Origin of the sequence: Nocardioides sp. NPDC127514 (assembly GCF_040302125.1) — a bacterium.
Classification (GTDB): domain Bacteria; phylum Actinomycetota; class Actinomycetes; order Propionibacteriales; family Nocardioidaceae; genus Nocardioides.
On record NZ_JBEORF010000003.1, the window covers coordinates 125,408 to 137,151 of the forward strand.

13 protein-coding genes are annotated in these 11,744 nt (G+C 69.9%); 6 read left to right on the plus strand and 7 right to left on the minus strand.

Translation table 11 applies throughout. The features are described 5' to 3' along the window. Window positions 1-81: 81 nt before the first annotated feature. The 3 genes from ABTX24_RS03365 (at window position 82) to ABTX24_RS03375 (ending at window position 3,840) form a co-directional block, all read left to right on the plus strand. Window positions 82-1,299, plus strand: coding sequence for a S8 family peptidase (locus ABTX24_RS03365; RefSeq protein WP_350837414.1), 1,218 nt, complete (start codon window positions 82-84; stop codon window positions 1,297-1,299). Between the two features lie 102 nt (window positions 1,300-1,401). Continuing rightward, the gene (locus ABTX24_RS03370) at window positions 1,402-1,755 is read left to right on the plus strand and encodes a hypothetical protein (RefSeq protein WP_350837416.1); all 354 of its coding nucleotides are present in this window, start codon (window positions 1,402-1,404) and stop codon (window positions 1,753-1,755) included. 114 nt (window positions 1,756-1,869) lie between these two features. Continuing rightward, window positions 1,870-3,840, plus strand: a complete 1,971-nt coding sequence (locus tag ABTX24_RS03375; RefSeq protein WP_201451078.1) for a TIGR03960 family B12-binding radical SAM protein — start codon at window positions 1,870-1,872, stop codon at window positions 3,838-3,840. 119 nt (window positions 3,841-3,959) lie between these two features. On the opposite strand, the gene ABTX24_RS03380 is transcribed toward ABTX24_RS03375, so the two are convergent. From ABTX24_RS03380 to ABTX24_RS03390, 3 genes are all read right to left on the minus strand, one after another. Continuing rightward, entirely contained in the window at window positions 3,960-4,637 is a 678-nt protein-coding gene (locus ABTX24_RS03380; RefSeq protein ID WP_350837418.1) for a hypothetical protein, read from the minus strand. 72 nt (window positions 4,638-4,709) lie between these two features. Beyond that, window positions 4,710-5,093, minus strand: a complete 384-nt coding sequence (locus ABTX24_RS03385) for a RidA family protein (RefSeq protein WP_160024650.1) — start codon at window positions 5,091-5,093, stop codon at window positions 4,710-4,712. A 51-nt stretch (window positions 5,094-5,144) separates the two neighbouring features. Further along, window positions 5,145-5,567 (minus strand): GNAT family N-acetyltransferase, encoded by a 423-nt coding sequence (locus ABTX24_RS03390; protein WP_350837419.1) that lies wholly within the window; start codon window positions 5,565-5,567, stop codon window positions 5,145-5,147. Between the two features lie 48 nt (window positions 5,568-5,615). Between ABTX24_RS03390 and ABTX24_RS03395 the strand changes: the two genes are divergently transcribed. Continuing rightward, window positions 5,616-5,984 (plus strand): nuclear transport factor 2 family protein, encoded by a 369-nt coding sequence (locus tag ABTX24_RS03395; protein ID WP_160024648.1) that lies wholly within the window; start codon window positions 5,616-5,618, stop codon window positions 5,982-5,984. 19 nt (window positions 5,985-6,003) lie between these two features. Here the strand turns inward: ABTX24_RS03395 and ABTX24_RS03400 are convergent, their stop codons facing one another. After that, window positions 6,004-6,756: a DUF4190 domain-containing protein gene (locus ABTX24_RS03400; RefSeq protein ID WP_350837421.1), complete on the minus strand. Its 753-nt coding sequence runs from the start codon at window positions 6,754-6,756 to the stop codon at window positions 6,004-6,006. 47 nt (window positions 6,757-6,803) lie between these two features. Continuing rightward, window positions 6,804-7,793 carry an endonuclease/exonuclease/phosphatase family protein gene (locus ABTX24_RS03405; RefSeq protein WP_350837423.1) on the minus strand — a complete coding sequence of 330 codons (990 nt, stop codon included), beginning with the start codon at window positions 7,791-7,793 and terminating at the stop codon, window positions 6,804-6,806. A 100-nt stretch (window positions 7,794-7,893) separates the two neighbouring features. On the opposite strand from ABTX24_RS03405, the gene ABTX24_RS03410 reads away from it, so the two are divergent. Continuing rightward, window positions 7,894-8,622, plus strand: coding sequence for a TIGR03936 family radical SAM-associated protein (locus ABTX24_RS03410; RefSeq protein WP_350837425.1), 729 nt, complete (start codon window positions 7,894-7,896; stop codon window positions 8,620-8,622). 24 nt (window positions 8,623-8,646) lie between these two features. After that, entirely contained in the window at window positions 8,647-9,843 is a 1,197-nt protein-coding gene (locus ABTX24_RS03415) for a winged helix DNA-binding domain-containing protein (RefSeq protein ID WP_350837427.1), read from the plus strand. Between the two features lie 21 nt (window positions 9,844-9,864). Here the strand turns inward: ABTX24_RS03415 and ABTX24_RS03420 are convergent, their stop codons facing one another. Both ABTX24_RS03420 and ABTX24_RS03425 read right to left on the minus strand, forming a co-directional pair. Further along, complete coding sequence (locus tag ABTX24_RS03420) at window positions 9,865-10,590, minus strand: ABC transporter permease (protein WP_350837429.1); 726 nt, start codon at window positions 10,588-10,590, stop codon at window positions 9,865-9,867. Further along, a complete protein-coding gene (locus ABTX24_RS03425) occupies window positions 10,587-11,483 on the minus strand; it encodes an ABC transporter ATP-binding protein (RefSeq protein ID WP_350837431.1) in 897 nt (298 codons plus the stop codon). Before ABTX24_RS03425 ends, ABTX24_RS03420 begins: the two co-directional genes overlap by 4 nt. Window positions 11,484-11,744: the final 261 nt, after the last annotated feature.

Here is an 11,744-nt window from a genome sequence, read left to right on the forward strand (position 1 = left end):
GACCGCCTACAGGCGGTTCCCAAGTCCGGTGCAATGAATGGTTGTGGCCCCATCGGGCCGCACGATGACGGGAGTCAGTTCGTGAACCGAACCATCAAGAACCGGGCCTTCAAGGCGCCGGCAGTCATCTCCGCCGTGGCTGTGGGAGCAGCAGCCTCGGCGATCGCCTTCACCGTCCCGGCAGGTGCCGCGGACAGTCCGGCACCGCTGCGCGGCACGGACGCCTCGACCGCAATCGAGGGTGAGTACATCGTCGTGATGGAGAAGCAGGGTCGCAGCGACGTGGCCAGGTCCGAGGCCAAGTCGGTGCGCAGCGACGCCCGCGAGGCCGGTGGCGACGTACGGGAGGTCTTCAACACGGCGTTCAACGGCTTCTCGGCCTCGCTCGACAAGAAGGCGCTCGAAGAGGTCCGCTCCAACCCGGACGTGGCCTACGTGCAGGCCAACCACCGCTACACCACCCAGGGTGACCAGGCGGACCCGACCTGGGGCCTGGACCGGGTCGATCAGGCCGCGCTGCCGCTCGACAAGAACTACCACTACGAGCAGACCGGCAAGGGCGTGACCGCCTACATCATCGACACCGGCGTCGCGACCGACCACTCGGAGTTCAGCGGCCGGATCGGTGAGGGCTTCGACGCGGTCGACGGCGACACCGACCCGACCGACGGCAACGGCCACGGCACCCACGTCGCGGGCACCGTCGCCGGCACCACCTACGGTCTGGCCAAGGAGGCCACGATCGTCCCGGTCCGCGTGCTCGACGACCAGGGCTCCGGCACCACCGAGGGCGTCGTCGCGGGCATCGAGTGGGTCACTGAGAACCACACCGACGGCCCGGCCGTCGCCAACATGTCGCTCGGCGGCGGCAACGACGCCGCTCTCGACGCGGCCGTCCAGGCCTCGATCGCCGACGGTGTGACGTACGCCGTCGCGGCCGGCAACGAGAGCTCGGACGCCTGCGGTTCCTCGCCGGCGGCCGTCCCGGAGGCGATCACCGTCGGTGCCACCGACGACACCGACGCCGCCGCGGACTTCTCCAACACCGGTGAGTGCCTCGACATCTTCGCCCCCGGCGTCGACATCACCTCGGCCTGGAACGACGGCGCGACCAACACCATCTCCGGTACGTCGATGGCGACCCCTCACGTCGCCGGCGCCGCCGCGCTCTTCCTCGAGGCGAACCCGTCGGCCACCCCGGCCGACGTCGCCACGGGCCTGACCGGCGCCGCCACCCCCGACGTGGTCACCAACCCGGGCACCGGTTCCCCGAACCTGCTGCTCACCACGCTGTTCTGAGCCACCGGCTCTGAGGTCAGGGTGTTGGGGCCGTCCGGGAGGGGCGGCCCCAACACCCATTTCCGCTCCGCTCGACTCGATGCCGTGTGAGACTCCAGCCTCGTGACTGATTCGATGAGCTGGCTCAGCTCCCGTCCTGTGTGGTTCGTGTGGCTGATGGTCCTCGGGGCAGTCGTCGCTCCGCTCGTCACCTACCAGCTCGGGCAGCGTCATGCCCAGGCCCAGCCGGAGCCGGCGAACTGTGTGGCTGGAGATCCGGTCATCTCGTGCGAGCTCGATGACGGCTGGACCGTGGGTGTTCCCCCCGACGTGTTGTGGGGTGACTCCGCAGGCGTCGACGCGGACGGCCGACCGGCCTGTCTTCAACCCGGCGACCGTATTCGGACGACGCTCTGGGTGGTGCCGGTCGAGGTCGATGGCATGGAGTGGCGCCATGTCCTGCGTGTGGAGTGTTGAACCGCAACCGGTCGCGTCCCCGGCATTCCGTCCCCGCGACGCCAGGTTTGGTAGGGGAGTCAGGAGGCGGCGTACGCTTGGGGTTGATCGTTCCCGAGCTTTGAGGTGCCCATCGTGACCGTCGCCCAGAGCGACCTCGTTCCTGAGTCTGTCTTCCCTCGGCTGGAGCCGCGCCTGGCGCTGGTGTCCAAGCCGATCCAGTACGTCGGTGGGGAGCTCAACTCGACCGTCAAGAAGTGGGACGAGGTCGAGGTGCGGTGGGCGCTGATGTACCCCGACGCCTACGAGGTCGGCCTGCCCAACCAGGGTGTCCAGATCCTCTACGAGGTGCTCAACGAGCGTGACTGGATCGCCGCCGAGCGCACCTACGCCGTGTGGCCCGACCTCGAGAAGATCATGCGCGAGGGCGACGAGCACGGGCCGATCCCGCAGTTCACCGTCGACGCCCACCGTCCGGTGAAGGCGTTCGACGTGTTCGGGCTCTCGTTCTCGACCGAGCTCGGCTACACCAACATGCTCAACGCGCTCGACCTCGCCGGGATCCCGCTGCATGCGGTCGACCGCGGCGACGACGACCCGGTGGTGCTCGCCGGCGGCCACGCCGCGTTCAACCCGGAGCCGATCGCCGACTTCCTCGACGCTGCCGTGCTCGGCGACGGCGAGGAGGTCGTGCTCAAGATCTCCGAGGTCGTGCGTGAGTGGAAGAACGACGGCCGCCCCGGCGGCCGCGACGAGCTGCTGCGGCGACTCGCCGTCTCCGGCGCCGTCTACGTCCCGAAGTTCTACGACGTGAACTACGCCGCCGACGGCCAGATCGAGGCAGTGGTCCCCAACCGCCCCGACATCCCGTGGCGGGTGCGCAAGCACACCCTGATGGATCTCGACGCCTGGCCCTACCCGCGCAACCCGCTGGTGCCGCTCGCCGAGACCGTCCACGAGCGGTTCTCGGTGGAGATCTTCCGCGGCTGCACCCGTGGCTGCCGCTTCTGTCAGGCCGGGATGATCACCCGCCCGGTACGCGAGCGCTCGATCACCACCATCGGCGACATGGTCGAGAACGGGATCCGCAAGTCCGGTTTCGAGGAGGTCGGCCTGCTCTCGCTGAGCTCGGCGGACCACACCGAGATCGGTGACGTCGCGACCGGCCTGGCCGACCGCTACGAGGGCACCAACGTGTCGCTCTCGCTGCCCTCGACCCGTGTCGACGCCTTCAACATCACCCTGGCCAACGAGTTCTCCCGCAACGGCCGTCGCTCTGGCTTGACCTTCGCCCCCGAGGGTGGCTCGGAGCGGATGCGCAAGGTGATCAACAAGATGGTCACCGAGGAGGACCTGATCCGCACCGTCGGTGCCGCCTACTCCCACGGCTGGCGCCAGGTGAAGCTCTACTTCATGTGCGGCCTGCCGACCGAGACCGACGAGGATGTCCTCCAGATCGCCGAGCTGGCGAAGAAGGTCATCGCCAAGGGCCGCGAGGTCTCGGGCCGCAACGACATCCGCTGCACCGTCTCGATCGGTGGTTTCGTACCCAAGCCCCACACCCCCTTCCAGTGGGCCTCCCAGCTCGACCACGAGACCACCGACGAGCGGCTGCAGAAGCTACGCGACGTGGTCCGTGCCGACAAGAAGTTCGGCCGCGCGATCGGGTTCCGCTACCACGACGGCAAGCCCGGCATCGTCGAGGGCCTGCTGTCCCGCGGCGACCGCCGGGTCGGCCGCATCATCGAACACGTCTGGCGCGACGGCGGCCGCTTCGACGGCTGGAGCGAGCACTTCTCCTACGACCGCTGGATGACCGCCGCCGAGACCGGTCTCGCCGGCACCGGCGTCGACCTGGACTGGTACACCACCCGTGAGCGTGAGTACGACGAGATCCTCCCCTGGGACCACCTCGACTCCGGCCTCGACAAGGACTGGCTCTGGGCCGACTGGGAAGACGCCCTCGCCGTCGCCGACGGCGAGGACATCGAGGTCGAGGACTGCCGCTGGACCCCGTGCTACGACTGCGGCGTCTGCCCCGAGATGAACACCGACATCCAGATCGGCCCGACCGGCAAGAAGCTGCTGCCGCTCAGCGTGGTCTGAGTCGTACGACTCGTCTGGGAGGCGTCACTTTCTCGCATGTGCACGGAAGTGGCAGGGACCGGCGCGACTTCAGCTGTCATTTCCCCGCACATGGGGGATTGTGACGGCATAGGTCCTGGTCAGGGTCGATTGGCGCGCATCGTGCCGGTGACGGAGTCTTCGGAGACGGCCCAGCAGGAGACCACGTAGGGCTCGTCTCCGGAGACGGAGAATCCGTAGCGCCAGGCAGCCTCGTCCTCGGAGATACCGAGGTACTTCGCTACGGCGTTGGAGCAGAGCGGATCAGCCTCGGCCTCCGCATCCTCGAACCAGCCCTTGTCGGCAAGCGTGTAGGTGCCCGCGACCTCCACCCGGTGAGGCTCGTCGCAGGAGGTGAGGGTTGGGCTCTCGATACTCAGCAGGCAGTCCCCGGTGACGGATTCTTTCGGAGGAACGGGCCAACCGGGATCCTCCGCCATGTCGATATCGTCCTCCGCAACCACGGGAACGTCTATGGCTTCTGTGGTCGTCACCAGGATCAGGCCGAGCGCAAGAGTGACAGCCAGGTGCAGCGCGGCACTTGCCAAGGCGATCGACGCCGGCACCTTGCCGTGGTCGACGCCGTGGCGTGAGCGCAGGAGCACAACGATGGCGAGGGTCGTGCCGCCGAATGTGCACGCCAGGCCCAAGAACGTGTCCAGAGGACCGATCAGCAGACCGAGCGGAGGAACCCACACCAAGGTGAGCGCCAGAGCGACCCAGGCCAGGTGCGACGACTGTTCGGCCTGTGGGCTGAGCGCCGCCGGCGGGTGATCCATGGCGCGGAGGCTAGGGCATCGAGCGCCTGGGCGTCCCCGGAATGAGTCGGCGTACCTGATCTGGCTGACCGGTCAGCTGATGGCGGCGGTCGCCTCGATCTCGATGAGTACGTCGGGGCGGAAGAGGCCGGCGACCTGGACCAGCGAGCTGGCCGGCGGGTGCGCGAGGTCGACGAACTCGTCGCGCACCGACCGGATCAGCGGCAGCTCGGTGGTGGAGACGACGAAGTAGGTCAGCTTCACCACGTCCGCCCAACTCGCGCCCGCAGCAGCCAGGGCCACGCCGAGGTTGACGAAGGTCTGCCGGGTCTGCGCTTCCCAGCCGTCGGCCACGGCGCCCTCGTCGGTGACGCCGACCTGGCCCGAGGTCACGACCAGCCGGGCGCCGGGGTCGGTGATCACCGCGTGGCTGTAGCCGGCGGGTGCGGGGAGGTCTTCGGGAGTCAGGAAATCCATCCGCTGAAGGTAGACCCGACTCGGTCCCTTTGGCGACCGGTTACCCGCCGATCAGCCGACCGGGCGGACCCAGCGGCGCCACGCGGCCTGCGACTCGTAGCCCGAGCTCTTCCATAGCGACTGTCCCAGGTCGTTGCCCTCCAGGACCATCGCGTCGATCCGGCCCGCGCCGAGCGCCACGAGGCGGGTCTCGGCGTGGTCCAGGAGGCGGCGGGCCAGCCCCTGGCGGCGTACGTCGGGGTGGACCGCCAGCCGGTAGAGGTGGGCGCGCCAGCCGTCCCAGCCGGAGATCAACGAGCCGACGATGCGGCCCTCCTCGGTGACCGCGACCGTGCAGGCCTCCGGGTCGCGCGCGATCAGCGTCTCGACCTTCGCCGCGGAGTCCGTCGGCCGCGAGTCGTTCTCCGCAGCCACCTCCCACAGCTCCAGAAGCGAGGGGACGTCAGCAACAACCGCGGGGCGCAACTCGATCACGGCGGGAAGTCTCCCACGCGCTCGCTCGCCCACCGGTAGGTTGCCGCCATGTCGGACAACAGTGCACTGGGACGCAGATATCTCGAGCTCCTCGAGGCGCGGGACTGGGACGCCTGGACGGCGCTGCTGGCCGCCGACGTCGTCTACGACATGCCGCAGACGCGCGAGCTGATCAAGGGGCGCGCGTCGTTCCTCGAGTTCAATCAGACCTATCCCGGAGAGTGGCACCTGACACCGAAGGTGGTGATCGCCGACGACGAGCGCGCGGTGGTCTGGTTCGACTGGCGGATGGGCGACGAGTCGGGTCAGTCGCAGACGTTCCTCGAGATCGACGCCGGACGGATCACACGTGTCACCGACTTCTGGCCGGAGGCGTACGACCCGCCCGAGCGGACCGTGTCGGTCGAGCGCTACTGACGCCGGCCGGGGTCCGTCGTCACGGCGAGCCCTCCAGCGACCCGGTCGTCGGCGTCCCGGTGCCGACGTTGCACAGCACCTCGCGGTCGCCTTCGGCCCAGCTCTCCGCGACGGGGAGGAAGAAGTACACCTCGAGGGTGCTCTCCTCGTAGGCCTGGCCGGTGAAGCCCGAGAAGGCCTCGACACATCCGCCCTCCGCGAGGCGTGCGACCTCCGCGTCCCCGGGCCATCGGCCGTCCTCGAGCTCGAAGCCGTGGAAAGCCTCCCAGTCGTGGGACTCGGCGCAGGGAACCAGGTCGACGGTGCCCACCATGACCACCTCGGTCTCGGGCACCTCGGCCTTGCTGTTGAAGCAGTCGCCGACCCGCAGCGCGGTGGTCAGCACCGTACCGCTGGAGGTGGCGGATCCGTCCTCGTCGCGGTCGACGTTGGAGCCGGTCCGCATCGAGGAGAGCCACGCGAACAGCCCGATCGAGATGATCAGCCCACACACGCCGATCGCGATGCCGGTGATCGCCTTTCCGGTGCCGTAGTTCCGCCCGGGCGTGGACTTGACCAGCACCGCGATCGCGAGGCCGATGCCGACGATCATCGCGAGCGGCACGAAGACGATGCAGCACAGGACGAGGGCGACGACGGCCATCGTCTGCGACGGGGGCTGCTCAGGCGGCGGCGGAGGAGGAGGAGGAGGTGGTGGTGGAGTCGGGCTGCCGGGCACCACCTGCTGGTACGGGTCGGAGCCGTACCCCGGAGGCGGCGCGTTGGAGGACATTCTCGATGGTCCCACAGCGGACGATCCCGCGCCGCGGAAAATCCGTCCTAGCAGTCCGCGGCGCCGCGCATGGCGAAGTCGATGCTGACCGCGTGGTGGTCGGAGAGGCCGGTGGGGGTGACGTTGCCGTCGCCGGCGGAGAGCCAGGAGTTGGGGAGCAGGTAGTCGACGCGGCCGCCGCCGTCGTGGCTGGCGCCGAGAGAGGCGCCGGCGTCGGACAGCGTGGCCAGTGCGGTGCCCAGGACGCTGGAGCCGTCACCGGCGTTGAGGTCGCCGCCGAGGAGCTTGGCGCCGTCGTAGGCGTTCACCTTGGCCATGACCGCACCGATCTGGGCCTGCCGCAGCGAGTCGGAGGTGTGGTCGAGGTGGGTGTTGAAGACGACCAGTCGCTGACCCTCGACCATGATGTTGGCCCGGAGCACGCCACGCTGCTCCTTGCCGTCGCGGTTGGGCAGGTGGGTGTTGCCGGACTCGGCGATGGGGAAGCGCGACAGGATCGCGGTGCCGTAGCCGCCGCGATCGGTGATGTAGGCGTTGGCGCCGAAGACCGACTGCATGCCCAGGTGCGAGGCGATGATCGCCGGCTGGTCGACGTTGCCGGAGCGGCGGCGGTTCTGGTCGACCTCCTGGAGGAGTACGACGTCGGCGCCCGAGGCCCGGATCACGCTCGCGATGCCGCCGAGCTCGCCGGGGGAGACCCGGCCGCCCTTGATGTTGAAGGTCATCACGGTCAGGTTGCGCGGGACCGCGCACGGGTCGATCTTCGGCTTCTTCGGGGCCTTGTCGATCGTCGGCGGTGCGTCGAGCGTCTTGAACTTCGGCAGCGGCTTCGACGACGCCGAGGCGGAGGCCGACGGGCTGGCCTCGGGATCGGCGCTCGGCGAGGAGGAGGCGTCCGCGGATGCCTGCCTGGAGTCGCTCAGCCGGGGCGCGAGGACGGTCAGGGCGGCGATGGCGCCGACCGTCAGAACCACCGCGAAGATCGGCAAAAGTTCCTTGAGGCGTACCGAGAACTTCCTGCTTCTGTGGTGGCTCACCGCGCGAGTCTCCCATTTTTGGTGCGCAAACCGTTACAGACCGTTCGCTTTCCATTCGCCGGATGGGTGATCGCGCCCCCGGACCGACATAATCGACCTCGTGCGTCAACAGCCCGAACAGCAGGCCCCGCCGGTCCAGCGCCTCCGCATCCGCTACGCCAAGCGCGGCCGGCTCCGGTTCACCAGCCACCGCGACTTCAGCCGCGCCTTCGAGCGCGCGGTCGCGCGGGCCCGGATCCCGGTGGCGTACTCCTCGGGCTTCAACCCGCACCCGCGGATCTCCTACGCCGGTGCGGCTCCGACGGGAGCGGCGAGCGAGGCCGAGTACGTCGAGCTGGGACTGCGCGAGACGGTCGACCCGGCCGCGACCAAGGCTGCCCTGGACGAGGTCATGCCCGACGGTCTCGACCTGATCGACGTCGTGGACACCGCCACCTCGCCCAAGGGTGCGCTGGCCGACCTGCTCACCGGCAGCGAGTGGATCATCGACCTGCCGACGGCACCGGAGGACGCCGCTGCGGCCGTCGAGGCGTTCCTCGGAGCCGAGGAGGTCATCGTCTCCCGGATGACCAAGAAGGGCCTGCGCGAGTTCGATGCCCGAAGCGCGGTCGTACGCCTCAGGTCGGCGCCTCGCGAGCGTGGCTCCCGGTTGGAGCTCCTGCTCAAGCACGGCACCCCGACCGTACGTCCCGACGACGTCGTCACCGGTCTGGAGCGCGTCGGCGGCCTGAAGGTCGGCCCCGAGCACGGTGGGCTGCCGCTGCTGACCCGGCTCAGCCAGGGAGTCTTCGACGAGGCTTCCGGCACGATCGGCGACCCGCTCCACTAACGTGCCCTGGGTGAGGCTCTGCCGATGAGAATGGTCACCGACCGTGAGCGACGGGCGAGGCTGGCCCGCCGGCACGGACTCGCCCCCGCCCACAGGTACGCCGACGTCGCGGCCGCGACGCAGGCGATGACCGCCTGGCACGCGACCGAGGCCGCGACCGTCCACCTCGCCCTGCACGCGCGGGTCCACGACCTCGGCGTCGAGGACGTCGATCGGGCGCTCTACGAGCAGCGGTCGCTGGTCAAGCAGCTGGCGATGCGGCGTACCCTCTTCGCCTTCCCGCGCGACCTGCTGCCGGCCGCGCTGGGGAGCGCCTCGGCCCGGGTGGCCGCCCAGGAGGAGAAGAACCTCCACAAGTGGCTGACCGCCGGCGGCATTCACGAGGACCAGGACGGCTGGATCGAGAAGGCGTACGCGGCGACGCTGGCCGCGCTGGCCGACGGAGAGCCACGGACCACGACGCAGCTGCGCGAGCTGGTCCCGGAGCTCGACGCCCGCTTCCGGATGGGCTCGCCGGGGAAGAAGTGGGGCGGTGAGTTCGCGATCGGCCGCTGGGTGATCGGCACCCTCGCCGCGCAGGGCCGGCTGATGCGGGCGACCAACCTCGGTCACTGGCGGCTCAACAAGCCTGCCTGGACGCTGACCGAGTCATGGCTCGACGAGGTGCCGGTCCCGCTCGCCTCTGCCGAGGGCTACGCCGAGCTCGTCCGCCGCTGGCTGTGGACCTTCGGTCCGGGCACCGAGGCCGACGTGGTCTGGTGGCTCGGGTCCACGAAGACGGCCGTACGGGCCGCGCTCGCCGCGGTCGGCGCCGCCGAGGTCGGGCTCGAAGGCGGTGGCACGGGATGGGTCCTTCCCGACGACCCGATCGCCACCTCGCCGGAGCCCGAGACCGAGCCGTGGGCCGCGCTGCTGCCCACCCTCGACCCCACCGTCATGGGGTGGAAGGAGCGCGGGTTCTATCTGGACGCCGAGGACGTGGCGTACCTCTTCGACTCCAACGGCAACGCCGGCAACACCGCCTGGTGGGACGGCCGGATCGTCGGCTGCTGGGTTCAGGACGCGGACGCGACGGTGCGGGTGATCCTCCGCCACGACATCGGCGCCGCGGGCCGCGCGGCGCTGGAGGCCGAGGCGGAGCGGTTGACTGCCTGGCTGGACGGCGTCGTGATCACCAACGTGTACGCCTCGCGGCAGATGAAGGACGCGCGGCTCCCGTAGCGGCGAGTACGCAGGCGAGGATCAGACGTCGCGGCGGCGCAGCACCCAGGCGGAGCCGGCGACCAGCCCGACCGCCCAGATCAGGAGTACGCCGCCGAAGAGCCAGTCACCCGCGACGAGCGCGTACCCGGCCGGTGCCGGGGTGTAGTCGATCGCGGTCTCCAGCCACGACCAACCGAACCGCTGGGCGAGCAGCCCGAGCAGCTCCGGCATCAGCAGCAGAAGGAAGAGCACGAAGGAGAGCGCGCCGGCGGTGCGGCGGAACAGGCCGCCGAAACCGAGGCCGACGGTCGCGAGCAGTGCCAGGAACACCCCGAGCCGCAGGACGAGTGCGACGTCGTCGCCGGTGAGGTCGCCAAGCTCGCCGAGCCGGATCGCGGCGGCCAGCAGGCCGAGCCCGGCCACGGCCACCCCGGCCACCAGCACGCTCGCCGCGACGACCAGTGCCTTGGCGCTCAGCACCCGGGTCCGCGACGGCGTACAGGCGAAGGTGACGGTGATCGAGCGCGACGCGAACTCCGCGGTGATCGCGAGGATGCCGAAGGCGGCGGCCAGGAACTGGACGAAGTACTGCGTCGACCCGATCACCGACGCCGTGGAGGCGACCGCCGACGGGTCGCCGTCGTCGGCTTGGAGCAGCGAGGTCAGCAGCATGATCGCGGTGGCGCCGCCGAGGAACCAGAGCGAGGAGCGTACGGTCCGGATCTTGAGCCACTCCGAGCTCACGACCCGGGCGAGGGCGCTCATGCGGCACCTCCGGCGGAGTATTCGACGGCATCCGCGGTCAGCTTCACGTAGGACTCCTCCAGGGTCGGTTCGACGGGTTCGAGCAGGTGCAGGAGCACCCCGGCGCGATGGGCGAGCGTGCCGACCTCCTCGGGGGGCAGCACTGCCACGGTCAGCTCGTTCTCGCCGTTCCAGGTGACCTCGTGACCGGCCAGCAGCTCGGCGAGCGGGCCGAGCTCGGGGCCGCGTACGCGGGTGCCGCTGGGGGAGAGGAACTCGCTCATCGGTGCGTCGGCGACCAGACGCCCGCGGCCCAGGACGACGAGCCGGTCGGCGGTCTGCTCCATCTCGCTCATCAGATGGGAGGAGACGAAGACGGTGCGGCCCTCGGCGGCGAGGCCGCGCAGCAGCGTACGGATCCAGCGCACGCCGTCGGGATCGAGGCCGTTGACCGGCTCGTCGAGCATCAGCACCTTGGGATCGCCGAGGAGCGCGCCGGCGATGCCGAGGCGCTGGCTCATGCCCAGGGAGTACGTCCCGGCACGGCGGCGGCCGGCAGCGGTCATGCCGGTCAGCTCGAGGACCTCGTCGACGCGGCGGTCCGCGATGCCCTGGCTGCGAGCCATCGCGCGCAGGTGGTCCCGTCCTGAACGGCCCGGGTGGACCGCCTTGGCGTCCAGGAGCGCGCCGATGGTGTGCGCGGGACGGTCGAGGTCGGCGTACGCCTTGCCGTCGACGGTCGCGGTGCCCGACGGCGCGGCGTCGAGGCCGAGGATGAGACGCATCGTGGTCGACTTCCCGGCGCCGTTGGGGCCCAGGAAGCCGGTCACGGAGCCGGGCTCGAGATCGAGGGTGAGGTCGTCCACGGCGGTCTTGTCGCCATACCTCTTGGTGAGGTTGCGCAGCTGGATCACGGGCCGAGCCTAGGCGCGCGGCCCGGCGCGCGAATCAGCCCGAGGGATGATCTGGCAGGTCCGTCCAGGGGCGTACGTCGTCCCAGATATCGATCTGTTGACAGGGTGTATGCGATACTCCGAGACGACTGCTCAAACAATCGGGCCCGCCCCGAGGAATGGACAGTCCGACGACGCCTCGCCGGCGTGGGTCCTCCGGGGCCGCACTCCGGCACACAGGAGGTAGGGCGTCACCAGACCGCGACGCAGGCCTAGCAGGTC